The sequence below is a fragment of the Herminiimonas sp. NPDC097707 genome (assembly GCF_044761395.1).
GTDB lineage: Bacteria > Pseudomonadota > Gammaproteobacteria > Burkholderiales > Burkholderiaceae_D > Oxalicibacterium.
Genome location: NZ_JBIWCI010000001.1, coordinates 2,406,448 through 2,431,726, shown reverse-complemented (window position 1 = coordinate 2,431,726; position 25,279 = coordinate 2,406,448). Strand labels below are relative to the sequence as shown.

The following is a 25,279-nucleotide window of genomic DNA, read 5'->3' as shown; positions in this document are numbered from 1 at the left end:
ATTCAAAACTGTCGGCAGCAATACTCTCCGGCGATGCTTGTCAGTTCCTTGCGCTTGCTGTGTCGGCATTCAATACGGCTATCGCTTCTCTATCCGTTTGAAACATGTGATCCGGGCCTATCGCTGCAATCAAGCCGGCGCGTTCCAGTACATCCCACACCTGCTTTTTCACTGCGGTGAAGTACAGTTCCAGACCTTCCGCCCTCAGGCTTTGTTGCAGGGACTCCAGCGTCTCGATGCCGCTGGCGTCGATGTCGTTGATGCCGCTGGCGCATAGCAGTACGCGTCGGATGGCCTTGTCGCGGCCGCGATGTTCGGTGATGAAACGCTCCAGCGTGGCAGCGGTCAGAAAATTCAAGGTCGAGTCCATTCTGACTGCCAGAATGTCCGGTGCGAGTGGTGGCAGATGGAAGCGCTTGCGGTCGCGTAGCGTGCCGTCCTTGTGCACGCCGACTTCGATCACGCGCGGATGAGTGTGGCGATACAGGAAAGACACCATGGTGATGCCGACGCCCGCGAACACGCCATAGTGCAGACTGGGCGTACACCATAGCGTGACGCCGAAGGTCACGATCGCCACCAGCCCATCGTCGCGTGAAATGCGGAGCAGGCGCGGGAAAGCACGGAAATCCAGCAGCTTGAATACCGGCACCATAATCATTGCTGCAAGTACGGAATACGGCAGATAGGCTATCAGCGTGGTGAGGAAATACAGGCTCAACAATACGCAAGCAGCGGCAATTAGTGACGCCCAGGCGCTGGTGGCGCCGGCATAAATGTTCAAGGCGGAGCGCGAGAATGATCCGCTGACCGGGAACGCACCGCTGAAACCGCTGGTGATCTTGGCCAGGCCCTGGCCGATCAACTCCTGATTTTCATCCCAGCGCTCATTGGTTTTGCGGGCCAGAACACGGCAGCTGGACATCGCTTCGGTGAAACTGATGATGGCCAGGATAGTTGCTGCCGGCCACAGTGCCTGGTGCGCGCTCCAACTGATGGCAGGCGGTAAGGATAAGGGCGGCAATCCGACTGGCAAGGCGCCGACGATGGCACCGCCATAGCCGGCATAATCGATGGCCCAACTGGCAGCGATACCCAATATCGTCACAATCAGCATGCCGGGAACATGGGGCGCATAGCGTTTCAAGGCCAGTAATAAAAACAAGGCGCCGAGTCCGAAGGCGGTCGTCAACAGCATCGCCGGCGTGCCCGCCAGCAGCTTGCCAACTTGTGCCATCGCGCTGCCGGCGTGCAGATCCAGTCCCAACAGGCCAGGTAGTTGCGATAGCACGATGATGACGGCGGCGGCATTGATAAAGCCGATCACGACCGGTTGTGATACCAGATAAGTGATCTTGCCCATCTTGCAAGCACCCAGCAGAAACTGGATTGCCCCCGCATAGACTGACAGCCAGATTGCCAGTGCGACCCAATCGGCGCTGCCCGCTGCAGCCATAGGCGATAGCGAGCCAAACGTGAGGATGCTGGTGAGCGCCACCGGACCAACCGCCAGCAATGCCGACGAGCCCCACAGGATGCCGATGATGCTGGGCAGCAAGGCTGCATACAGGCCGGTTTGCGGCGGCATGCCGGCTAGCGTGGCATAGGCCAGTGCTTGCGGAATCAGTACCAGGCCGACGCTGAGGCCGGCCCATATATCGCGCCGCAATGAGTCTGCACTCGGGCGTGCCCAGTGTAAAAATGGAAGCAGTCGTCTGAAGTCGACGCGCATGGCGGCTCAGGATATCTGCTGGTAGTACAGATTTTGCGGATGATTGGCCTGTGCAAAAAAGAACCAGCGCTCCGCGATGAGGCCGGCGTATTGCACCACGAAGGCCGTACCCAGCAAGAGCAGCGATGCATGAAGCAGCCCGTTACTTAACAGCAGCAGCGGTAGTGGAAATACCAGCAGCAGGAATATCCATTTGATGGAGCGGAAGAACAGTGGGCTTTTTCCATGGAAATAATGCCGCGTGTTGAACGAACCGCCCATTGATCCCTGTGCCTTTTGCACGATATGCGGATGGCGTATGCCGGTCGCGGTTTGCAGCGTCGAGCGCGGCTTCAGGCGGGCATTGCGGGCGAGCGATGCAAGACGCGTCATCAAGGATGCCAGCGTCAATACGATCGCCGTGATGCCAAAGATAGTGACGAGCGCTGGGGCAGTAGGCAGACTGAAGGCAGTTGCCAGCGTAAAGCCGGAGGCGCAGCCCAGCAGCGTGTAGTTGACGATGGTTAGCGGTGTGGCCCATTCCTGCAAAAACTTGATGCAGCCATAGATCATCCCGGTACAGACGAATAGCGTGATGCACAGGATCAGCGCGATGCCGCCGATAATGGTCGCCGCCGATTGCCAGCCGAAAAAATGTGCCGCGCCATACGCAAATACGGCCAGCATGAAAAATGGCAAGGCAATGACTTCACGTGATAGCCACGATGTGCGCCACATCGTCGCTGCGCGCCAGGCGCGTTCCGGATGGCCGAGATGGAAAAACGAGGCAAATAAACCGCAGCCCAGGAACGCCAGGGACAATGCACTACCCAGCGTATGAAACTGGTAGCTGTCGGATGGTGCGATGAGGCCGAGCAAGGCCAGCAAGTGCGCGGCATACAGCGCGATGAACAAGCCTTGCCCGACGCCGATCAGCGTGGTCAGAAAAATTACCGAAAAAGCGGGATTCATGGAGATCTATCCTGTCTGTCGATTGATAGTGTTTATTGGTGACGTTTACCAGGAGGCGACGTCATCTAGCGACGGTTCATACAAGCCCGGTTTGGGCAGCTTGCCATCGATGTGCAAGGGGTTTTCGATCCGCTCCAGCTGATCCTCGTGCAATTTGATTTCGACTTTGCGGCGCGGCAGATAATGGTTGGATGGCTTGGTGCCCCATTCCGGCATCAGTTGGTAGCCGCCTTGTTCGCGGATGGCAACAGAGACGATGGATTCCGGGTCATGGATGTCGCCGAACAGACGCGCACTGGTAGGGCAGGCCATCACGCACGCCGGTTGGCGATCCTGCGGCGGCAAGGATTGGTTGTCGATGCGATCGGCGCACAGCGTGCACTTGCTCATTTCCTGGCGGTGTTCATCCAGCTCACGCGCGCCATATGGACAAGCCCACGCGCAGTAATTGCAACCTATGCACTTGTCGTAATCGACCAGTACGAGGCCATCACTTTCACGTTTGTAGCTGGCGCCGGTCGGACATACCGGCACGCACGGCGGCTCTTCGCAATGCAGACATGATTTAGGGAAATGCACAGTGTCGGTCGCCGGAAAGCGTCCTACTTCGTAAGTCTGTACGCGGTTGAAGAAGGTGCCGGTCGGATCTTCGCCATACGGGCGGTCATCGGCCAGCGTGCCGGCGATGCCCGAGGTATTCCACGATTTGCAACTGGTTACGCAAGCCTGGCAGCCTACGCAAACGTTGAGGTCTATCACCAGCGCCATTTGCGTCATTTGTTTTCTCCCCGGCCGCTACCCGCTTTGTAGGCCATCCAGACTTTTTTGATGGTGCTGGTGCCTGGTAACGCCGGCATGGTGGCGAATTGCGGCCAGGTCTGTTTCGGTTCATCTGCACCGGCCGGATAGATGCGCACCCGTACGTCATACCAGCCGGCTTGTCCTGTGACCGGATCGGAATTCGACAGGCGGGTGCCATCGGCTGCAGCCGGCAATTCTTCTGAAATCAGATGATTCAGCAGGAAGCCTTTTTGCGATTCGTTGGCGCCGCTTTCGAGATGCCAGGCACCAGCCGCTTTGCCGATCGCATTCCAGGTCCAGACCGTGCCGGGTTCTACCGCTTCGCTGTAGCGACACATGCAACGCACCTTGCCCCACATCGATTCGACCCACATCCAGCCGCCGTCAGCGATGCCGCTGGTCTGCGCCAGCAATGGATTGACGAATAAATAGTTGTGCGTATGGATCTGGCGCAACCACGCATTCTGCGAATCCCACGAGTGATACATCGCCATTGGTCGTTGCGTCACGGCGTTGAGCGGATATTTGGCGGTGTCGCCGCTTTGTACTTCCAGTGGCTCGTAGTAAAACGGCAGCGGATCGAAGTAGGTTTCGATGCGCGCGCGCAGGCGTTCCGGCGGCTGCTTGCCGGGGCGCTTGCCTTGTGCGGCGAGGCGAAATTTTTGCATCACATCTGAATAGATATGAATCAGGATAGGATCGGCAAAGCGGCGGATGCGCATGCGTTGCGCCCACTCCATATAGCCTTTGTTCCAGTTGCGCATATAGCTGTAGGACGGCGGCATCTTGTGATGGAACACGCAACCGTTCTTGGCATACATCTCCCACTGCTTGGGATTGGGTTCGCCCTTCATCGATTTTTCGCCGCCGAGGCCGCGCCAGCCCGCCAGGAAGCCGATGCCGGAGCCGGGCTCGGTTTCATAGTTGACAATGAAGTCCGGGTAATCGCGGAACTTGCGGCTGCCATCCGGTTTGGTAAAGGCGGGCAGCTTGAGTCGTCCACCTAGTTCGATCAGCACTTCCTGGAAGGGCTTGCAGTCGCCGGTCGGCGGCAGAACCGGAATACGCACGGCATCTACCGGACCATCGAATTCCGAAATCGGCCGGTCCAGCATGGACATGACGTCATGTCGCTCCAGATAAGTCGTATCCGGCAGTATCAGATCAGCGAACGCAGTAGTCTCCGACTGGAAGGCATCGCACACCACCAGGAAAGGGATCTTGTATTCGCCCTTGTCGTCCTTGTCGTTCAACATCTGACGCACTTCGCTGGTGTTCATGCTGGAGTTCCACGCCATATTGGCCATGAAGATCAGCAACGTATCGATCGGATACGGATCGCCGCGCCAGGCATTGGTGATGACGTTGTGCATCAGGCCATGTACCGAGAGCGGGTGCTCCCACGAAAAGCCTTTGTCGATACGCACCGGCTCGCCGGCATCGTCGACGAACAGATCGTTGGGATCGCCCGGCCAGCCCAAAGGCAAGCCACCCAATGGCGTATCCGGCTGGACTGCCGCCGGGCTGTTCGGCGGTTTGGCGCTAGGCGGAATGGCACGCGGGAAGGGTGCCTTGTGGCGGAAGCCGCCCGGTCTGTCTATGGTGCCCAGCAGCGACATCAGAATCGCCAGTGCGCGCGTGGTCTGAAAACCGTTGGAATGCGCCGCCAGTCCGCGCATTGCATGGAAGGCAACCGGATTGCCGGTTACCGTCTTGTGTTCGCGACCCCAGCTGTCGGTCCACGGGATTTGCAACTCTATCTTTTGGTCGCGTGCGATCACGCCCATTTCATTGGCCAGACGGCGTATGCATGCCGCCGAGATGCCGGTTACACCGGCCGCCCATTCGGGCGTGTAGCGTTTAACGCGTTCCTTGAGTAGTTCGAAGGCCGGTGCCACTGCCGTACCGTCCGGCAACGTGAAGGTGCCGAACAGATACGGATCGGCACCGTCGGTGTGCGTCGGTACCGGTTCTTTTGTCAGGCGATCCCACCACAGTTTGTTTTGCGGGAACATCGGATTGACGACTTCTGTTGTCTCATCTTCGACAAACAGGCCGAAGTCGTCGCTTTGCGCATCCTGATTGATGAGTTGACCGGCATTCGTATAGCGCACCAGAAATTCGCGATCATATAAGCCGAGCGCAATGATTTCGTGGATCAGCGCCAGCAATAATGCGCCATCGGTGCCGGGTTTGATCGGTACCCATTCATCGGCAATCGCGGAATAACCGGTGCGGATAGGATTGATCGAAATGAATTTTCCGCCGTTGCGCTTGAACTTCGACAAGGCGATTTTCATCGGGTTGGAGTGATGGTCTTCCGCAGTGCCGAGCATGATGAAGAGCTTGGCGCGGTCGAGATCGGGGCCGCCGAATTCCCAGAACGAGCCGCCTATGGTGTAGATCATGCCGGCGGCCATATTGACCGAACAGAAGCCGCCGTGTGCTGCGTAATTGGGTGTGCCGAATTGTCGCGCAAACAGGCCGGTCAAGGCCTGCATCTGATCGCGGCCAGTGAAGAGCGCAAATTTGCGTGGGTCGGTGGAACGGATTTTCGCCAGCCGTTCAGTCAGTATCGTGAAGGCTTCTTCCCATGAAATTTCGGTGAACTCGGCTGCGCCGCGTTCCGCACCGGGTTTGCGCAACAAGGGTTTGCTCAGGCGCGCCGGTGAATATTGTTTCATCGCACCTGAGGCGCCCTTGGCGCAGATCACACCCTGGTTCAAAGGGTGATCCGGATTGCCATCGATGTAGCGGACTTCTCCATCGCGCAGATGGACGCGCACGCCGCAGCGGCACGCGCACATATAACAGGTCGTACATTTGACTTCAGTCGTACCTGTCTGGTCGGGGCTTGTCATGACAGGCGGCCTGCCAGCGCGACTATCTGCGCGTGCAAGGCATCGGGAATTTCAATGCCGTGTTGCGCTGCTTTGACGGCGAGGCCATGGCGGCGTTCTCCCGGCAGGCGCACGCCATCGTCCTGCAGCATCATGCCCAGCAAGGTTTCGATGCGACTGAAATAGACATCGGAACCGGCCAATGCACCCGGATCGATGGCCAGGAACAACTGGCCCAGACGCGGTTGATTACCTTCATCGGAGAAAAATGAATCGGCTTCGAAACCGAAAGCTGAACCCGTCAAGGCTATCGCCAACAGTTCCACCGTCAATGCAATCATCGCGCCTTTTACGCCACCTGCCGGCAACATACTGCCGGCCAGCGCCGCCTTGGCATCGGTGGTTGGCTTGCCATCTTTGTCGACCGCCCAGCCGAGCGGAATCGGCTTGCCGTCTTTTGCCGCGAGCATGATCTTGCCGCGGGCGGCTTCGCTCAAGGCAAGGTCGATAACCAGCGGTTCGGCATCGCGGCGCGGAAAAATTGCGGCGATGGGATTGGTGCCGAATAAAGGTGTCTTGCCACCCCACGCAGGCATGGCTGCAGGTGAATTGCTGAATGCCAGTCCGACCAGACCGGCGCGACCCAATGGCTCCAGATGTACGGCAGCGGCACCGAAGTGATTGCTGTTGGTGACGCCGACGCAACTGATACCGAATTCACGTGCGCGTGCAGTCGCAGTCTGGATCGCCAGTGCACATGCTTCGTACGCCATGCCGGATTGCGCATCGATCAGACACGCGCCGCCCTTGGAGTGCACGATCTTGGGTATCGCCGTGGTGGAGCTGCGACCATTGCGTAAAAACGTTGTGTACTGTGGCACGCGCGACACGCCATGCGAGGCCAATCCCTGTGCATCTGCCGCTACCAGCGCGCGTGCTGCAGCTTTGGCGGCTGACAGGCTGGCACCGGCTTTCTCAAGTGCGAGCATGGTAAGGGACGTTAATTCATCTATCGTAACCAAGGCCATAAAACTCCCTGAAACAGGTTGAGAGGCAAGCTGAAAAGCAAGCTGGGAACAAAGTGCGAAATACGCCACGACGCCTGGCCGTGGCGCAACATCACAACAACATCATTTTTTCTGCAAATATGCCGCTACGCGTTGCGCGATCAGCGCGCTGACGCGCGTATTCGACTCAGTCGTTACGCCGGCGATGTGCGGTGTCAGAATGACTCGCGGCGCATTGGCTAATGCATTTCCAGGCGCCAGCGGCTCCTGTGCAAAGACATCGATTGCCGCTCCGCCCAGATTCCCGGAATGCAATGCCTGGGCCAATGCCGCCTCGTCCACGATTTCGCCGCGCGAAGTATTGATCAACACCGCATCCGGCTTCATCCTTGCCAATGCATCGGCACCAATCAGATTGCGGGTATTGGTCGTCAATGGAATATGCAATGACACGATGTCGGCTTGCTCCAGCACCTCATGCAGCTGTTTGCAGGCGACGCCGGATTGCTGCCATATCGCTGCATCGGGAGCCAGCAGCGGGTCGTGCGCAATCACGGTGACGCCCAGCGCCTGCGCCAAACGTGCGGTGAGTTGACCAATACCGCCAAAGCCGATCAGCCCCAGCGTCTTGCCGGCAATTTCGCGGCCGTTGGACAAGGCAGTACGCGGCCATGTGCCGGCAGCGGTTTCGGCACTGCGCGTATAGGCTTCGCGCAGTAATGCCATTGCAGTGCCGATCACGTATTCGGCAACTGCGCCGGCATTGGCGCCGGTCGCCGGAAACACGTCTATACCGCGTGCCTTGCAGGCATCCACATCGATATTGTCCAGACCGACGCCCAATCGTCCGACCACGCGCAGCGTCGGTGCCGCATCCAGCAATGCGATGTCGACCTTGGTCCGGTTGCGTACGATCAGTGCGTCCACATTGCCCAGCATTGCGAGCAGTGCCGGGCGGTCATCAACCAAGGCTGGTTTGTAGGTCGTTTCGAATGTGCTTGCCAGCAGCGCCACGGCGGTGTCATCCATGAATTCCGTAATGACTATCCGCGACCCTCCTTCATGTGGCGCGTTCAATTTTGCATCCCCCACTTTTGCACCGTGCATTGTTCGATGGTGCGGAAAATAAAGTTTTCCACGAACAGGCCGATCATGATCACGGTCAGCAAGCCGGCAAACACGCTTGGAATTTCCAGCTGGTTCTTGTTCTCGTAAATGAACCAGCCCAAACCGCCGCTACCGGAACTCACGCCAAACACCAGTTCGGCCGCGATCAGCGTACGCCAGGCAAAGGCCCAGCCTATCTTGAGGCCGGTGAGTATGCTCGGAAACGCGGCAGGGATCAGAATCTGGAACACATAGCGCAAGCCGCTCAAGCCATAGTTATGGCCGACCATGCGCAAGGTGGTGCTGACTGATTGAAAGCCGGAATGCGTATTCAAGGCCACTGCCCATACCACCGAGTGAATCAGCACGAATACCAGGCTGCCGGTACCCAGGCCGAACCACAGCAGGGACAAAGGCAACAGCGCGATGGCAGGCAGCGGATTGAACATCGAAGTCAGTGTTTCGAGGAAGTCGCGACCGATGCGCGAAGTAATCGCAAATACGGTCAGCAATGCTGCCAGCACCAGTCCGGCGCCATATCCCATCAACAGTATCTTGATTGAAAACCAGACTTTACCGAGCAGGCCGCCGGAGATAACGCCCTCAACCAGTGCTTCGACCACCGATGAAAACGTCGGGAACAGCAGGGTGTTATTCAACATCCTGGCATAGACTTCCCAGATCACTGCCAGCAGCACCAGGATGCCGATCTTGCGGGCACCGCTGTTGTTGTGCAACTTTTCCCATGAGGTCAGCGGCTTTTGCACGACGCCGAATTCGGTACTCGGTGCCCGGTTTGCGTAGTATTCCGGACGTTCGACATTAAGGCGCACCACGACGCCGGGTTGCGGCGGCGGAGGTGCCGGGCGATGGAGGCTGGATACGTCAGACATGGTTGACCTCTTCTGGTTCGACCGGTTCGGCAAACAGCATCTTGTTGATTTTTTCAGTCAGGCAGTTGCCATCGGCATCGACGGTATCTTCGCCGGTGCTATTGAGTTCTGCAGTGACCTGGCCCGGATGCGGCGACAACAGCAGAATGCGGTTGCCGATCTTGACTGCTTCGGCGATCGAATGCGTGACGAACAACACAGTGAAATGGGTGTCATCCCAGAGCTGCAGCAGTTCATCCTGCATCTTCTTGCGCGTCAGTGCATCGAGCGCAGCATAGGGTTCATCCATGAGCAGGATGTCCGGTTCCATCGCCATGCCGCGTGCGATGGCGACACGTTGTTTCATGCCGCCGGACAGCATGTGCGGATAGTGATCGGCAAACTTCGACAGGTTGACCTTCTCGATGTAATACATCGCCTTGTCTTCCGCTTCCTTGCCTTTGAGCTTTCCACTCGCCAATAAGGGAAACATCACGTTCTGCTTGACGGTTTTCCATGGAGGCAGCTGATCGAATTCCTGAAATACCATCATGCGGTCGTACCAGGGTTTGGTGATGACCTTGTCGTGCAGCCGCATTTCGCCTTCGGTAGGCATCATGTAGCCACCTACAGCCTTGAGCAGAGTCGATTTTCCGCAGCCAGACGGGCCGAGCAAGACAAATCGATCCGATTTATATACCTTGAAATCGACCCGATAAGTGGCCGTGACAAGGTGCTCCTTGGTCTTGTATTGCAGTGTGACCCCTCTGACATCCAGCAGGGGCTGTGGCAATCCGTTCATTGTCTGTCCTCTATGTAATCGTCCCGCTCAGGCCGCTCTGTGTCGACTTTACGGGTGGCTTTCCGGCCTGATTGTTACGGGCGTCTTTGCGACTGCTCCGTTGATCTCCTTTTGGAACTACTCTCCTTTTCAGTAGGACGGAGCGGCCCGCTGCATAGCGGGCCGCTGGTTTGATGGATCAGGCGCTTTCGTACAAACGCGTCAGGACGAATTCACGATGGCCGAGAACTTCGGCATCGGTGAGGCGGCCATTTGCTGTACTGATCATCATCTCCAGCAATTTGTCACCAGTCTGTTCCAGCGTCAATTCGCGCTGCAGCAAACCTGAGCAATCGAGATCGATATGCTCACTCATCAAACGCACGGTGCGTGGGTTGGCGCAGATCTTGATGACCGGCAGGATAGGGTTGCCGATGACGTTACCCTGGCCGGTCGGGAAGAAATGCACGACGAAACCGGAAGCCGCGCACAGCGTGACCATTTCGGCTGCGGCAGAGGAGGAATCCATGAACCAGAGGCCGGAATGCGTAGGCATTTCCGCCTTGTCGATCACGCCGTCGACGGTGCACTTCTTGCCGATCTTCTGAATATTGCCCATCGCTTTTTCTTCGATGGTGGTCAAGCCGCCGGCGATATTGCCCTTGGTTGGCTGCGAGTCAGACAGATCCGAGGTCTTGTGGCGATTGATCATGTCCTGATAGCGATCGAACATGAACATGAACTGCTTGCGTACTTCATCATTGGCACAACGTGCGGCCAGGATGCTTTCGCCGCCGGTAATTTCGGACGTCTCGCCGAACACCAGGGTTGAGCCCAGCGCATGCAGCTTGTCGAATGCGGCACCGACAGTCGGGTTGGCGCCGCAACCGGAAGTGGTGTCGCTTTCACCGCATTTGGTCGACACCCACAATTCCTTGATATGGCATTCCTCACGCTTTTTCTCGGACGCCCACTGCATGAATTCACGCGCCTTCTTCGACGCATTCATGATGGTTTCGTGATCACCGTGGCCTTCGATGCCGAAGCCCACGACGGGTTTGCCCGTTGCGGCAATGCCGTCGACGATTTTCTTGGTCCAGCTGTCTTCGATCCCGATCACGACGACCGCTGCGACGTTCGGGTTGGAGCCGGTGCCGATCAATGTGCGGAAATGCAGATCGAGATCGGCGCCGAATTGCAGGCGACCATAAGGATGCGGGATCGCCATGGTCCCTTTGATGTTGTTGGCGACGGCTTCACATGCGGCGTTCGATAAATCGTCGAGCGGCAGGATGATGACGTGATTGCGAACGCCGACGCGACCGTTTTCACGACGGTAACCAAGGAAAGTGCTGTCTTTAGTGATCATTTGGGCCTCTGGAACTCAGTTGAGATGGATGTTTGTTCTGATTTGGCATGCGCCGTGTCTGGTTGCGAAGAAATCACCGCGCGTGGTCTGAGATGCATCGCGCAAGGGATTTATTCGGAACCTCTACCAGCGTTTGGTTTTGATGTTGTGGACATGCGCGTGTTCGCCTGCCTTTGCCGCAGCCACAACCTTGCCGATATCGACGCCGTATTTGAAAACGGTGTCGCCGACGGCCATCGGTTTCATCGCGATCTTGTGTCCCATCGGGATGTCCTGGAGTGCCTTGATGCTGACAGTGCGGTCATCGTCCATGATCCAAGCAGTCAGATCGGTGCCGGCCTTAATGCCTTCGACTACCGCAACTGCCACGGTGTCCTTAGCGTCATGCAAAACAACATGAATCATTTTGTCGCTCCTTTAAATTTGGGTTTGCGTATTCGAAGGCATCTGCTGGCCTGAGATCGAATGCATCGATACTATGACTACTTTTCGCTCAAGTCAACTATATGACCTATATCACTTATATTTATTTTTTCGGAGTCGATAAAGGCCTTGCGTACCGCAGGTGTGATGCGTAAGGGAAGCGTTATGGTTTATAGTTGCGGCCTATGAATATCAAAGCAAACGCCTCCATTCCTGCGGTCGGAACCACGCTCTACAAAGAAGTGCAGAAACAGGTATTGCGCGCGCTGGCCGCCGGTGAGTGGAAGCCGGGTGAAGCGATTCCTGCGGAAAAAAAACTGTGCGAGCGGTTTTCGGTATCGATCGGCACCTTGCGCAAGGCGATAGACGAGCTGGTTGCGGAAAACATACTAATTCGGCATCAGGGGCGGGGTACTTACGTGGCGCAGCACAATCGTGCGCAGCAGATGTTTCGCTTCTTTAATGTGACCGATCACTCAGGCAACAAGACTTACCCGCAACTATCGCTGGTCGAATTTGCCAAGCGTCGTGCCGATAAGCTTGCGGCGGAAAAGCTGCTGTTGCCGGCGACGAGCAAGGTATTTGCGTTTACCAATCTTTTGTACCTGCAAGAACAGCCCGTGATCGTTGACGACATTGTCTTGCCGGAACCATTGTTTGTCAGTCTGAGCGAAGCGCAGATACGCAACCGTCCCAATACGCTGTACAACCTGTATCAGATTGATTTCGGCCTCAGTGTCATTCGTACGGAAGAGCGCTTGCGTGCAGGCATTGCCAGCGAGAAGCACGCGGCTTTGCTGGGCATAAAAGTTGGTGCGCCGATACTGGAAGTACGGCGCGTGGCATTTTCATACGACGATCAACCTATCGAATGGCGCATCTCGTATATCAATACCGAGAAGCACGAATACGTGGCACCGACTGCGCAGTAATTGTCACGGTGCTGATCGCATGCAGTCTATCCAAGACTAAGCGATCAGCATCAGCTATCAAGCGTTTTCTGTTTCGACTATCAATGTCTCGCCCGGTTTGACTCGCACAAAATTTACTGCCTGCGTTGTTACTGTCAGCGCATCACCATCTTGCTTCACCACTGTATAAGCAGAGGTTGCCAATGCACTCGTCTGCGGTGCATCTTCGCGGAAATGCGCGCCGCGCGAATCCTCGCGTGCCAGTGCGGCCGTTGCGATTACTCGGCTGACTGCCAGCAAGCTACGCAGATTCATCCAGTCGTGCCAGGTCATATTGAATGCAGGATCGTCATCGGCGACACCGATAGTCAATAACTCGCGATCCAATTCAGCCAGTTTGGCAATCCCGCGCTGCAAACCTTCTGCGGTGCGCAAGATGCCGACGTCTTCCCACATGCATTCGTACAGCGCTTCACGCAAGGCTTGCAGATTGCCGATCGGATTGCCGAATGGTGTGCGATGCGCCGCGATGCTTTGTTCGATTGCGGTGATATCGGGTTCGCGCAATTCATTGTTGTCGACCAGCCATGCCGCCATCGATTCGCCAGCGATGCCGCCAAACACGGTGGAGTTGGCCACACCATTGCCGCCCAGACGATTCGCACCATGCACGCCGCCAGTATCTTCGCCGGCGGCAAACAAGCCATGCAATGCAGTCGTGCAATCAGGCCGGAAGATCACACCCCCCATCATGTAATGTGCAGTCGGCACTACTTCCACCAGATCACCGGCGAGATCAAATCCGCAATCGGCACAACGCTCGACCATGCCCTTGAATTGCACGCGTACTTTTTCTGGTCCCAAGTGCGCCATCTGGATGTACACGCCACCATTCGGCGTAGTGCGCCCGGCGCGCATTTCGGAATAAATCGAGCGCGATACGATATCGCGCGTGGCCCGTTCCTTGCGCGGATCGTAGTTCTGCATGAAGCGCTCTTTCAAGCCATTGAGCAAATAGCCGCCGGCACCGCGCAAGCCTTCTTCCAGCACGGTGCCTGTCATGCGAGTATCTGGTCCGGCCAGCAATCCGGTCGGATGGAATTGCACCATCTCCATATCGCGCAACGGTAATCCGGCGCGTAAAGCCATGGCCAGGCCGTCGCAGCTTTTTTCGCCAGACGGTGTGTGGAACTTATACATGGTCGGGCCGCCGCCGGTCGCCAGCAACACGGCCTTGGCCTGCACGAAGACAAACTCACCGCAACGCATGTCTATCATCAGCACGCCGGCCAGCGATTTGCCGTCTGCGGTCTTGATCAATTCCACTGCGCGATGTTCTTCCAGCCGCGCGATCCCGCGATGCCAGATTTGTTCGGCCAGCCGGTTCATGATTTCGATTCCGGTCAGATCGCCTTTATGTACGGTGCGGTCGAAAGTCTGACCAGCGAAGGCTTTCTGATGCACGGTGCCGTCCGGATTGCGATCAAAGAAGCAGCCGAGTTCGTTTTCCAGTTCATGGATGCGTTCGATCGCCTTGGTGACCAGTGTCCATGCCAGATCCTGATCGGACAGCCATTTTCCGCCTTCGATGGTGTCCATGAAATGTCGCTCGATCGAATCGCCTTCGGCCAGTGCAACGTTGTAGCCACCTTGCACCATGCGCGTACAGCCGGACTTGCCTAGCAAGCCCTTTACCGCCACCGTGATCGATAGTTCAGGATTGGCCTGATGCGCATGCAATGCGGCAAACAGGCCGGCACCACCTGAGCCCAGAACCAGAATGTCAGTTACCACGCGCTTGATGCTGGTGTTGGTGCTCATGTGCTTTTCACTCCAAGGCTGGCCAGTACTTCTGCGCGGCGCGCTTGCATACCCTTGTTGATGTCGTTGTACAGGCTGCCACCATGGCTATCCATCGCCACCAGCAAGGGACCGAAATTGGCGATGCGGAATTTCCATAACGACTCTGGATTCAGATCGTCCAGATCGACATCTTCAATTTGCGTAATCCAGGTGGTTTCCAATGCCGCCGTGCCACCGACGATGGCCAGATACACACCGCCCAGTTCGCCGAATGCAGCCAGCGAATCTTCACGCATGCCGCCTTTGCCGATGATGATGCGTACGCCATTCTTGGTCATCAGTGGTCGTGTGAAACGCTCCATGCGATCCGAGGTGGTAGTACCTATGCAGATCGGTTGGTAGCCCGCCGGATAAGCGTCGCTGGGCTCGACCTTTTTCACATTCGGTGCTGTATGTATCACCGCATGACCGTTCAGATCGAAGCGGGTAGTGCGGCCGCGATCGAACATGTGGATCTGGGTGGCGTCGCGTATGCCGAACAGCGTTTGCTGCAAGGTCACCGTATCGTTGATGCGCAATTGTCGGATCTGCGCTTCGCTCACTGGCGTGCTGAGTTCGTAATGGGCCATGATCAGAATCCGAAAGCCACGCCGGCTGGCGTGAAGGTTGCCGTCGCCCGTCGCGCGGAATGACATTGCATATTGACCGCGACCGGATTCATCGTGATGTGCGTCGCCGCCAGTTCTATATGCACCGCAAATGCAGTGGAATCGCCGCCCAACCCTTGCGGCCCTACGCCCAGGCCGTTTATCGCTGCGGACAATTGCTGTTCCAGCTCCGCGCCTGCCGGGTCGGCGCAGTGCGTGCCTAGCGCGCGTGTGGATGCACGCTTAGCCAGCGCCACGCACAACTCGGAAGTGCCGCCTATGCCGACGCCGACTATCGTTGGTGGGCAGGTTTTGCCGCCCGCTGCCAGCACGCAATCGACGGTGAATTTCTTGATCGCGTCTATGCCTTCTGCCGGGATTGCCATCTTCAGGAAGGAATTGTTTTCTGAGCCGCTGCCTTTCGGAATCATGAGTATCGTCATTACATTCGGCGTAGGCGAAAAATCGATGCTGATTGCAGGGATTTCTATGCCGCACGATGTATGTTCATTTTTGCGCGTCAGCGGATGCACGACGGAGGAGCGCAGCGGATGTTCGCGCGTGGCGCGTTCGCAACCGGTGCGTATGGCCTGCTTCAATGCATAGCCATCGACTTCAACGCCGCTGCCGATGGTGATCTTGTAAATCGGCACGCCGGTGTCCTGGCACAGTAGATTGTCTTGTGCTTCAGCGACGCTGATATTGGTGACCATCGTCGCCAGTATGTTTTTTGCGCTGGGTGCCGTCTCATGTTTTACCAGCTCCGATAAACCACTCTTGATGTCGGGTGGAAGAATTTTGAGGGCGCGGATATACAACTCCTTGGCCGTCTCTTCAACTATTTTCAGGTCGATTTTCACGGTGTCCGTTCCTGTCTGTATTAACTAATAAGGGCAAGTGCAAATGCCAATCCGGTTGCCAGGCCGACGCCAAGTGCCGCGGCTATCCAATTGTTGCGGGTTCCGCTCCAGTCGCGAAACTCGATTAGCAGCAAGCGCAGGCCTCCCATCATGTGCAGCGATAGCAGCACAACCAGGCCCCATTCGCCGAACTTGAACAAGGGTTGATCGGCAAGGCGTATGAATGCATTGAGTTCAGCTTCGCCGCGTATCGCCTGGCTGAGCGCCAGGAAGTGCAGCGGCAGGAACAGGGCCAGTATCAGTCCCGACAAACGATGTACGAGAAAAGCCCAGTAAGCCGGATGTGATCTGGCGCGGTAATCGTTGGTACGCTTCATGACAGTGTTACTCCATATACCGCACACCATCCCATCAGCAGAATCAACAGTCCGGCCAAGAGCGACAGCATGCGCGAGCGACCAGCATCCCAGCCCAGCCATTCCTGTGCGATGTTGGCCAGCCCGACCGGTACGTGTGCGGCACAAGCAAGTACAAAGACGCTGTAGAACAAGCCGAATGCCAAACTGCCGCGTGTGCGTTCCAGAATTTCGCTGCCACTCAAGCCGCCACGCACGGCATACATGATGATGCCGATATGCACGATCACGCAGAGTGCCAACACCATTGCGCTGATGCGTTGCACGTACCACGCACGTGCCTGTTGCGCTGCGATGCTGCTCATAGTTTCCCTCGCAGTGCTGCACGTGCTGCAAGCAGTTTCAGCCCTGCAATACCAGCCGTCGGTGCGATCTGTTTCGGGCAACGTTGCGTACATGAACCTTGCGTATGACAGGCATGGCAACCAGAATCGCCTGCGACGGCACGCAGTCGTTCTTCCTGATTGGCATCGCGTACATCATTGACCAAAGTCCAGGCACGATTCAGTGCTGCGGGGCCGAGGAAGGCCGGGCGCCACGTCACCACATCGCATGAGGCGTAACAGACACCGCAACCGATGCACTCGATCCCGGCGCTGGCCGCCACGCGCGCCTTGGATGCCGGATCGACGTTCGCGAATTCTTCATGGCGCGTGCGCGTGCCTTTGAACTGGCCTTTGCCGCGCGCCCATTTATCGAAAAATTCGCTCATGTCGGTAGCCAGATCTTTCACCACCGGCAGGTTAGACAGTGGCGCGATTTCCAGTTCACCATTGCTGGCCACTTTCGACACGTGCGTGCGGCAGGTCCAGCGCGCGACGCCATTGACGGTCATCGCGCATGAACCGCACATCCCGACCCGGCAGGAGAAGCGATAGCTCAGTGTGCTATCCAGATGGCGCTGGATGTAGGTCACTACATCCAGCACGGTCTGACTCTCCCGCCGTGGTACCTCATAGCTGACAAAAGCGCCATCCTGCTTGCCGCGCCAGACCTTGACCTTGAGACTTGTCGTCATCTGAATTCCGTTTGGGTGAGAGTGATGGATCAGCTGCCAGGCAGGTTGTACATATTCGGGAAGAACATGTCTTTCCACGATGCAGGCTTCACTTTGACCATCCCGATCCGGTACATGAAATCAGCATATTTCATGGTGTTTTTCGGTGTTGTAGTGAATTCGATATTCGGATCGTTGAGCATTTTCTCGATCGATTCCACGCTCTCTTTGGACTTGCTCACACGAATATAAAATTCCGCTGCCGCCCGCTTGTCCTTGTTGATCATCGCAATCGATGAATCGAATGCCTTCAGAAATGCGGCATAGGTTTTGGGATTCGCATCAACGAATTTTTTGCTGGCCCACACCACGTTAAAGGTGTGCGGTCCGCCGGTGACCTCATACGAATTGACTACCGTACGGATGCCGGGTCTATCCAGTTCCGTGTATTGGAAGGGCGGTGAAGTAAAGTGACTATTGATTTCGCTGCTGCCGGACAGCATGGCTGCCATGCCATCAGGATGAGATTGCGTTACTGTGAATTTGTCGAGACGATTCTCTTGCCCTGGCCCGAATGCCTTCTCAGCGGCCATTTGCAGTGTGATCGCCTGAATCGATACTTTTACCGCTGGCAATGCAATCTTGTCTTTTTCGGTAAAATCTTTGAGCGTCTTGATATCAGGATTGCGGGTATTGAGTAAGAGCGGCATGGAGTTCATGGCGGCGACTGCCCTGACGCCGATGTTGTCCTTGGTCTTGGCCCACAAGGTAATGAATGGCCCCAGTCCGCCGGAAGCAAATTGCAGGTCGCCGGACAACAGCGCATCGTTCATGACGTTACCGCCGGCAAACTTGGCCCATTGCACGGTGACGTCACCCAAGCCCGCTTCCTTTGCTTCCTTCTCCAGCAGTTTGTTCTCTTCCATAATCATGAGCGGCAGGTAACTGATGCCGTACTGCTGCGCGATACCGATTTTGTTGACCTCGGCGGAAACGTTAGCGATCGCCCCCATTAAAAAACATGAACCAATTAGCGCGCGTAAACTGAATGTGCGAAATTTCATGACATCTCCTCGTTTTTGATTTATTTGAAACAAAAACTGAATCGTTAAGTTTTTTTCTAATGGACTATCGCGTAACTGCAGAACAACCTTTCATCGAGAAACTACCAAAGCCAATCCGGACAGGAAGAACAAACCGAGCATCAATTTCCGGAATCCCTTTTCGCTGACGTGATGAAACAAACGCAGCCCCAGCCAGCTACCTATCAACAAGGCCGGCACGCACAGCAAAATATCTATGCCGGTTTGCCGGTTGAGTTCGCCGGCACCTCCCATCCATGCCAGCGTTACAGCGTGCACGATCAAAATATAAGGCTGGAACACGCCGCGTTGCTCCGACTTGCTCCAGCCGCGCAAGCCGCACCACAGGGTTGGGAATACGCCATTGAGGCTGGTGGCGCCCCCCATGAAACCACCCAGCATGCCGACTGCGCCATCGGCAATCTTGCCGCTGAGTGCAGCCAGACGAATCACCGGCATCTTCGGCTGCAAAAACATGTATGTACTATAAGCAATCAGTAGTGCGCCCACACCTTGCCGCACCATTTTTCCGTCCAGGCTATGCAGTGCGGCTACACCTATCGGTACGCCAACCATTGCGCCCAGCAAGAACGGCCACAGCAGATTCAATTTGATCGCGCCGCGCAGCTGCCACACCATCACCAGATTGACCAAAAGCGAACAGGCGACTACCAGAGGTACAACCTGGCTTGGTGCCAATACATGCAGCCAGACCGCCGAAGCAATCAGCCCAAAGGCAAAACCGCTGCTGCCCGACACGATCGCCGCCAGCATCGCGCCAAACAACACTACGCCGAATTGAGAAGTCATCAAATAAGTTCGCTGGCACCGATATTGACATTGATTGATCAATCAGCTGCCGGCAATTACCGGCAAGCTCCTCGCCCACATATTGCGCACGACTGTAGACCGCATAATCATCAATGTCAACTATATGACATGTATCACTTTCATCTTTCCGGTGCTATGATCAATTCCACACAAGAATTTTTTTGTGCGCCGCACAGCAGATCTGCTCACAGCTCAACCTCGAGACAATTGACAAATATGCTTGAATTTGATCACTCCACTACCGTAGGAACAACCCTCTACAAAGAGGTCAAACGTCGTGTGCTGCGCGCGCTTGCGGGAGGCGAGTGGAAGCCCGGCGAAGCGATTCCGGCCGAGAAAAAATTATGTGAATTGTTTTCCGTGTCGATCGGCACCCTACGCAAGGCGATTGACGAGCTGGTTGCTGAAAACATCCTGATTCGACATCAAGGTCGCGGCACTTTTGTCTCCATGCACAACCGCGAACAGCAAATGTTCCGTTTTTTCAACGTGGCTAACCATGACGGCACCAAAAACTACCCGCATTTGGAGCTGATTGCTTTCGCCAAAAAGAAAGCAGGTACGCTTGCGGCGCAAAAGCTGCGCCAGCCTGGCAGCAAGGTGTATGAATTTACCAATGTCCTGAGCCTGCAAGGCGCGCCGGTGATCGTCGATGACATCACGGTGCCGGATTTGTTGTTCGTCGGTCTTACGGAAGCAGTGCTGCGTAATCGCCCGAACACCTTGTACAGTCTGTACCAGGTGCGCTTCGGCATCAGTATTATTCGTATTGAAGAGCGTCTGCGCGCGGTCAGTGCCGATGCGCGCTATGCTGATCTGTTGCATCTGGAGATAGGTGCGCCCTTGCTGGAGGTGCGGCGCGTGGCTTATTCATATGACGACCAGCCGGTCGAGTGGCGCATTTCGCATATCAATACGGGACATCATGAATATATGGCGCAGGCTGCGCATTATTCTTAGTTGTTGTGTAAGAGCCCTGATGTTGGGGCAGCACAGATGCGCGACATTGGTATTCGCTTGTACAGCGAAGTGGCAGGGAGCAATCCGCCATCCTTTGGCAAGCGATTCATTCGTAATTATCTGGAAACCATTCGGATCGATGGTCGGCCGTGGAATAAAACGGCTCCGGCACCGTTGGCGCCATCCGATGTCATCGAAAAAACAGCCGAGAATATCGTAAAACTTTGAACTGATTTTTTACGCAGTTGATCGTGGTTTTAACGGAAAAGTAACGCGTTAACAGCCACATCTACGCTGTATTCATTTCGCAACATCATCCATTTGAGGGATTGTCTGCTCCTCGTCAAAACGAGAGGATGCGCTCAGTAATTACCACGGTAATTCATCTCAAATAGGGAATTGGAAAATGAAAAAACAGTTATTGCTCGCGCTACTCGGAACTGCTTTGACCGTGCCATTGGCCGCATATGCCGAAGGCGCGTATGTGGGTGTCAACGTTGGCCGTGCGGAACAAAAAGTCTCTATTGCAGAAGGCTCGTTGAAAGACCATACAACCGGGTACAAACTGTACGGTGGTTATGGATTTAATCAGAACTTCGGCGTTGAAGGCGGGTATGTGGATTTTGGAAAAGGGTCTGCCTCAGTCACTAATGCCGGTGTTACCAGTACGATCAGTGCCAAGCCGCGTTCATTCTATCTGGCAGCAACAGGTACTTTGCCGTTGAACGAGCAGTTCTCCTTGTTTGCCAAACTGGGTGTGTCTTTCAATCGCACAAAAATACATTTCGAAGATACTACCGGCGATAGCGAAAACAGTTCCAAGAATCGTACGACCGCATTGATAGGTATTGGTGCTGCTTATAATTTCACGAAAAACCTTGCTTTGGTTGCGGAGTATGAAGATTTTGGCAAAGTATTGAAAGAAGATGGCGTGGACTTGAAAGCGAATCTGCTTTCCATCGGTCTGCGTTACAAGTTCTAATTGTATTTCCTCAAATAAAAGCCTGCGTAAGCAGGCTTTTATTATTTCTGGCGTGATATTTACGCGCCTGAAGTTTGGCCTATCTGCTTTTGCGCAATGAAAAATGCAGGACTGGCTAACAGCATGGATACCAATTCTGGTTGTCGCTTGGTACCAGTTTTAAGAAAAATGCTTTTGAGCTGACTTTTGACGGTATGTATCGATGTGCCGCGTTCGATCGCAATTTCGTCCAGCGTCTTGCCTATGCACAGCGCGATGGACAGCTCGGCTTCAGCGCTCGACAGTTTGAATAATCGCCGCACCAGATCAAGCGTGACGCTTGGCGTTGCTTCTGGATCAAAGGCAAACATCAAAGCAGCACCATGCGTGCGTGGCGTTCCCGTCAGTAGCAAGGGTGCGATCATTAGCATCAATGGCAATTTATCGTTACGCGGTAACAGGACCACGCTGTTCAAATCGCCTTCTTTGCTTCGGCTTGCTGCGATCGATTTTGATATCTCCAACCCGAGCCTGCGTGTCATGCCACTATCTTTTGCCTGTAAATGCCCTTCTTCAAGCCAGAGTGTGCGATCCGTCAGCAGATTGGCGGCGCTACGGTTGTGATGCGTCACCTTGGCATATTCATCGAACAAAAATGTCGGCATCGCCAGCATATCCAGACCACCTGCCAGAAAATGCTGATCCAGCTGCAGATCGGCGAATCGTTGCCGCATCTGAATGGCGCGTTGCAAATGTGGCACGAGTTGATTGAGGTGCGTCATCTCCTCTCGTGCAAATGGCGGATGATTGGACGCGCGCTGCAGTATCAATTGCGTGACCCACGGTCCCTCTTGCAGAACAACGGCACCTGCAGCAAAAGCAATGTCTTGTGGTGCCAGCCATTCAGTATAAAAACGGGTTCCGGAAAAGCTGGCGGGAAGCGAGGCATCCAGATTACTGGCGTAGAAATTCGCAATGGGCGCTGTCATGATGTGCTGTGCCAGGACATCGTCACGTGCGTAATCAAGAGAGTAACTTTCTACCCATTGCCTGCTAATGCCGGCTAGCCAAAGGCTTTTTACTTCTTGCGTTTCGACATGGCGTATCACCATGGTGACCGCTTTCAAATTAAAGACTTCTACAAGTTCTTCGATAAAAAGTTGAAAGCCGGTTGGTGCCATGACACCATCGTAAAGATGGCCAAGCAAATCGTAGTTGAGCGGTTTCGTCATATTATTTTTCGTGACTGAAAATTTATTCTCTACCGATTTGCACTATTAATTAAGGTAGATATTTTTTCTAATAAAAAAGCCAGCTCGACGCTGGCTTTTTCCTAGATCACGCTACGCGCGAGGCAATATGCGCCAGTGCTTCTTCTACCTGATCCACCAGAATCAAACATAGATCACCCGCTTGCAGGCTTGCCAATGCGGTATCGATCGCCAAAAATTCACCGTGAATTTCCTGTATCGATTTTGCCCGCTTTGCCTTTGTCAAACCCTGGCGCAGCAATGCCAGCACTTCGCCGTCTGCACGGCCGCGCTGACATTGGTCTTCATACAGGATCACGTCGTCAAATGCATCGCCGAGGATTTCAGTCTGGCGGCGCAGATCATCGTCGCGTCTGTCGCCGGCGCCGCTGATGACGACCATGCGGCGTTTTGCCGGCATGGCTTCCACGGCGTGGGTCAGCGCTTCGATGGCGTCCGGATTGTGGCCGTAGTCGGCGATGACGGTGGCACCACGGTGCGTGAACAGATTGAAACGGCCCGGTGTGGTGGCGGCGCTGTTTTCAAATGTACGCAAGCCGTTCAACACGATATCCCAGGGCAGATTGAGACTCCATGCGGCGCCGATTGCGGCCATTGCATTTTCAATCTGGAAGCCGATCAGACCGTTATGCGTGATCGAAATATCTGCCAGCGCAATCCGGTGCTCGAACGCACCTTCCGCTGCCACAATGAAGACGCCGTCGAGGAACAGTACGCGATGGCCTTTTGCGCGGTGCGTGGCCAGTACGGCATGGTTGCCGTCCTTGGCAAAGAAGGTCACGCTGCCGGGGCAGCTGGCTGCCATGTTGGCCACCATCGGATCGGCGGCGTTCAATACGGCGGTGCCGTTGGGGGCCACGTTTTGCACGATGACGCGTTTGACGACCGCCAGATCTTCCACGGTCGAAATGAAATTCAGGCCCAGATGATCGCCTACGCCGATATTGGTAACGACGGCGACGTTGCAACGGTCGAAACCCAGACCTTCGCGCAGGACACCGCCGCGTGCGGTTTCAAACACGGCTGCATCGACATCCGGATGCATCAATACATTACGCGCGCTGCGCGGGCCGCTGCAGTCACCGGTATCGATGCGTTCATTTTCGATGTACACGCCGTCGGTAGTGGTCATGCCGACGCGATGTTTGTTTGCTTGCAAAATATGCGCAATCAAACGTACGGTCGTGGTTTTGCCATTGGTGCCGGCAACGGCGACAACCGGGATGCGACCATCGTCGCCTTCGGCAAACATGGTGGAAACAATCGCTTCGCCGACCGGACGGCCTTTGCCGAACGATGGTTTGATATGCATGCGCAAGCCGGGTGCAGCATTGACTTCAACCACGCCGCCGCCTTGTTCTTCCAGCGTATTGTGGACGTTTTCGCAGACTAGATCGACGCCGGCGATATCCAGACCGATCATTTGCGCTGCTTCGACCACGCGTGCCGCCAGCTCGGGATGCACATCGTCGGTGACGTCGGTGGCGATGCCGCCGGTGCTCAGGTTGGCATTGTTGCGCAATACCACAGGCACGCCTTTGGCAGGAACGCTTTCCAGCGTATGGTTTTGTTTTTCCAGCGTGGCCAAGGTTGTCTTGTCGACCTTGATCTTGGTCAGTGGCGAAGCGTGGCCGTCGCCGCGCAAAGGATCGAGGTTAACCTGATCGATCAATTGCTGAATCGTTTGTACGCCATCGCCGATGACTTCCGGCGGTGTGCGACGGGCGGCGGCGATCAGCTGTTTGCCGACCACGAGGAAGCGGTAATCCTGGCCAGAAATATAGCGTTCGATCACTACGTCGTCGCAAATGACTTGCGCTGCGGCAAAGCCGGCTTCGATTTCTTCGCGGGTTTTCAGATTCACTGAAACGCCCTTGCCCTGATTGCCGTCGCGCGGTTTGATGACCACTGCGGCACCGATTTCAGTGGCGGCAAGCCATGCATCGTCAGCTGTCGTCACCGAACGGCCGTCGGGTACCGGTACACCGGCTGCACTTAACAGCAGCTTGGTCATTTCCTTGTCTTGCGCGATCGATTCGGCAATCGCACTGGTAAAGCCGGTTTCTGCCGCCTGTATGCGCAACTGCTTGCTGCCCCAGCCGAACTGCACCATGCTGCCTTCGGTCAGGCGGCGATACGGAATGCCGCGCGACACGGCTGCATCGACGATGGCGCCGGTGCTTGGGCCGAGGCGGATGTCTTCATCCAGCTCGCGTAGGCTGGCCAATGCAGTTACCAGGTTGAACGGGGTATCTTCCACTGCGGCGCGGCACAGTTCTTGTGCCAGTTCAAAGGCGAGCCGACCGACGGCTTCCTCCGTGTATTCGACCACGACCTGGTAAGTGTCTTTTTCGATAGTTGCGATCGTGCGACTAAATGTCACCGGGCAACCGGCTTGCGCCTGCAGGCCGAGCGCGGCGAATTCAAGCACGTCGGCCATGGAAAACGCGGCTTTCGGACGTGCGCTTTCGATGAATTTTATTTCCGGAAAGCGCGCGCGCAAGCGATCTTCGAAACCGGGGATGGCAGCAATGTCTTGTTCCGATGCATTGCACGACACAATGGCTTCGATCGACGTGTGCCGGCTCCAGAGGTTGGGGCCGCGCAGGGCGCGAACGCGGGATATTTCCATGGACATCTTTCTTCTGGGCGGAGCT

At 55.7% G+C, this 25,279-nt stretch carries 23 protein-coding genes and 1 pseudogene; 4 read left to right on the top strand and 20 right to left on the bottom strand.

Annotation, left to right across the window (positions count from 1 at the left end; translation table 11 throughout):
• Positions 1-40: 40 nt before the first annotated feature.
• The 10 genes from ACIQW9_RS11790 to ACIQW9_RS11745 all read right to left on the bottom strand — a co-directional run bounded on the left by ACIQW9_RS11790 (position 41) and on the right by ACIQW9_RS11745 (position 11,865).
• Positions 41-1,732, bottom strand: a complete 1,692-nt coding sequence (locus tag ACIQW9_RS11790) for a SulP family inorganic anion transporter (RefSeq protein ID WP_402336940.1) — start codon at positions 1,730-1,732, stop codon at positions 41-43.
• Between the two features lie 6 nt (positions 1,733-1,738).
• Complete coding sequence (locus ACIQW9_RS11785; RefSeq protein ID WP_402336938.1) at positions 1,739-2,683, bottom strand: dimethyl sulfoxide reductase anchor subunit family protein; 945 nt, start codon at positions 2,681-2,683, stop codon at positions 1,739-1,741.
• 45 nt (positions 2,684-2,728) lie between these two features.
• Positions 2,729-3,460, bottom strand: coding sequence for a 4Fe-4S dicluster domain-containing protein (locus ACIQW9_RS11780; protein ID WP_402336935.1), 732 nt, complete (start codon positions 3,458-3,460; stop codon positions 2,729-2,731).
• Positions 3,457-6,345: a molybdopterin oxidoreductase family protein gene (locus ACIQW9_RS11775; protein WP_402336932.1), complete on the bottom strand. Its 2,889-nt coding sequence runs from the start codon at positions 6,343-6,345 to the stop codon at positions 3,457-3,459. Before ACIQW9_RS11775 ends, ACIQW9_RS11780 begins: the two co-directional genes overlap by 4 nt.
• Positions 6,342-7,352, bottom strand: a complete 1,011-nt coding sequence (locus ACIQW9_RS11770) for an Ldh family oxidoreductase (protein ID WP_402336929.1) — start codon at positions 7,350-7,352, stop codon at positions 6,342-6,344. Before ACIQW9_RS11770 ends, ACIQW9_RS11775 begins: the two co-directional genes overlap by 4 nt.
• Positions 7,353-7,454: 102 nt before the next feature.
• The gene (locus ACIQW9_RS11765) at positions 7,455-8,438 is read right to left on the bottom strand and encodes a hydroxyacid dehydrogenase (RefSeq protein WP_402336927.1); all 984 of its coding nucleotides are present in this window, start codon (positions 8,436-8,438) and stop codon (positions 7,455-7,457) included.
• Positions 8,405-9,331 (bottom strand): ABC transporter permease, encoded by a 927-nt coding sequence (locus ACIQW9_RS11760; RefSeq protein ID WP_011872695.1) that lies wholly within the window; start codon positions 9,329-9,331, stop codon positions 8,405-8,407. Before ACIQW9_RS11760 ends, ACIQW9_RS11765 begins: the two co-directional genes overlap by 34 nt.
• On the bottom strand, positions 9,324-10,112 hold the full coding sequence (locus ACIQW9_RS11755; RefSeq protein WP_402336923.1) for an ABC transporter ATP-binding protein: 789 nt from the start codon (positions 10,110-10,112) through the stop codon (positions 9,324-9,326). Before ACIQW9_RS11755 ends, ACIQW9_RS11760 begins: the two co-directional genes overlap by 8 nt.
• Positions 10,113-10,290: 178 nt before the next feature.
• Positions 10,291-11,460: a UxaA family hydrolase gene (locus ACIQW9_RS11750; protein WP_011872693.1), complete on the bottom strand. Its 1,170-nt coding sequence runs from the start codon at positions 11,458-11,460 to the stop codon at positions 10,291-10,293.
• Between the two features lie 123 nt (positions 11,461-11,583).
• Positions 11,584-11,865, bottom strand: a complete 282-nt coding sequence (locus ACIQW9_RS11745; protein ID WP_011872692.1) for a UxaA family hydrolase — start codon at positions 11,863-11,865, stop codon at positions 11,584-11,586.
• A gap of 203 nt (positions 11,866-12,068) precedes the next feature.
• Here ACIQW9_RS11745 and ACIQW9_RS11740 point away from each other — a divergent pair, with 203 nt between their 5' ends.
• Complete coding sequence (locus ACIQW9_RS11740) at positions 12,069-12,815, top strand: GntR family transcriptional regulator (protein ID WP_402336919.1); 747 nt, start codon at positions 12,069-12,071, stop codon at positions 12,813-12,815.
• A 57-nt stretch (positions 12,816-12,872) separates the two neighbouring features.
• Here the strand turns inward: ACIQW9_RS11740 and ACIQW9_RS11735 are convergent, their stop codons facing one another.
• The 8 genes from ACIQW9_RS11735 to ACIQW9_RS11700 all read right to left on the bottom strand — a co-directional run bounded on the left by ACIQW9_RS11735 (position 12,873) and on the right by ACIQW9_RS11700 (position 19,409).
• On the bottom strand, positions 12,873-14,615 hold the full coding sequence (locus ACIQW9_RS11735; RefSeq protein ID WP_402336916.1) for an L-aspartate oxidase: 1,743 nt from the start codon (positions 14,613-14,615) through the stop codon (positions 12,873-12,875).
• A complete protein-coding gene (locus ACIQW9_RS11730) occupies positions 14,612-15,226 on the bottom strand; it encodes a fumarate hydratase C-terminal domain-containing protein (protein ID WP_402336913.1) in 615 nt (204 codons plus the stop codon). Before ACIQW9_RS11730 ends, ACIQW9_RS11735 begins: the two co-directional genes overlap by 4 nt.
• A 2-nt stretch (positions 15,227-15,228) precedes the next feature.
• A complete protein-coding gene (locus ACIQW9_RS11725) occupies positions 15,229-16,104 on the bottom strand; it encodes a fumarate hydratase (RefSeq protein WP_402336910.1) in 876 nt (291 codons plus the stop codon).
• Between the two features lie 20 nt (positions 16,105-16,124).
• A complete protein-coding gene (gene sdhC, locus ACIQW9_RS11720) occupies positions 16,125-16,481 on the bottom strand; it encodes a succinate dehydrogenase, cytochrome b556 subunit (protein WP_402336907.1) in 357 nt (118 codons plus the stop codon).
• The gene (locus ACIQW9_RS11715; protein ID WP_402336904.1) at positions 16,478-16,825 is read right to left on the bottom strand and encodes a succinate dehydrogenase; all 348 of its coding nucleotides are present in this window, start codon (positions 16,823-16,825) and stop codon (positions 16,478-16,480) included. The genes sdhC and ACIQW9_RS11715 overlap by 4 nt, the downstream gene beginning before the upstream one ends.
• Positions 16,822-17,538 (bottom strand): succinate dehydrogenase/fumarate reductase iron-sulfur subunit, encoded by a 717-nt coding sequence (locus ACIQW9_RS11710; protein ID WP_402336901.1) that lies wholly within the window; start codon positions 17,536-17,538, stop codon positions 16,822-16,824. Before ACIQW9_RS11710 ends, ACIQW9_RS11715 begins: the two co-directional genes overlap by 4 nt.
• Positions 17,539-17,567: 29 nt before the next feature.
• Complete coding sequence (locus ACIQW9_RS11705; RefSeq protein ID WP_402336899.1) at positions 17,568-18,581, bottom strand: ABC transporter substrate-binding protein; 1,014 nt, start codon at positions 18,579-18,581, stop codon at positions 17,568-17,570.
• A 90-nt stretch (positions 18,582-18,671) separates the two neighbouring features.
• Entirely contained in the window at positions 18,672-19,409 is a 738-nt protein-coding gene (locus tag ACIQW9_RS11700; RefSeq protein WP_402336897.1) for a sulfite exporter TauE/SafE family protein, read from the bottom strand.
• A gap of 237 nt (positions 19,410-19,646) precedes the next feature.
• On the opposite strand from ACIQW9_RS11700, the gene ACIQW9_RS11695 reads away from it, so the two are divergent.
• From ACIQW9_RS11695 to ACIQW9_RS11685, 3 genes and pseudogenes are all read left to right on the top strand, one after another.
• A complete protein-coding gene (locus tag ACIQW9_RS11695; RefSeq protein WP_402336894.1) occupies positions 19,647-20,390 on the top strand; it encodes a GntR family transcriptional regulator in 744 nt (247 codons plus the stop codon).
• Between the two features lie 75 nt (positions 20,391-20,465).
• Positions 20,466-20,618, top strand: a pseudogene (locus ACIQW9_RS11690) (phosphoribosylaminoimidazolesuccinocarboxamide synthase); the annotation flags it as partial.
• A 178-nt stretch (positions 20,619-20,796) separates the two neighbouring features.
• On the top strand, positions 20,797-21,372 hold the full coding sequence (locus ACIQW9_RS11685) for an outer membrane protein (protein WP_402336892.1): 576 nt from the start codon (positions 20,797-20,799) through the stop codon (positions 21,370-21,372).
• A gap of 59 nt (positions 21,373-21,431) precedes the next feature.
• Here the strand turns inward: ACIQW9_RS11685 and ACIQW9_RS11680 are convergent, their stop codons facing one another.
• On the bottom strand, positions 21,432-22,583 hold the full coding sequence (locus ACIQW9_RS11680) for a helix-turn-helix transcriptional regulator (protein ID WP_402336889.1): 1,152 nt from the start codon (positions 22,581-22,583) through the stop codon (positions 21,432-21,434).
• Positions 22,584-22,689: 106 nt separating this feature from the next.
• Positions 22,690-25,254, bottom strand: coding sequence for a cyanophycin synthetase (gene cphA, locus ACIQW9_RS11675; protein ID WP_402336886.1), 2,565 nt, complete (start codon positions 25,252-25,254; stop codon positions 22,690-22,692).
• Between the last annotated feature and the right edge of the window lie 25 nt (positions 25,255-25,279).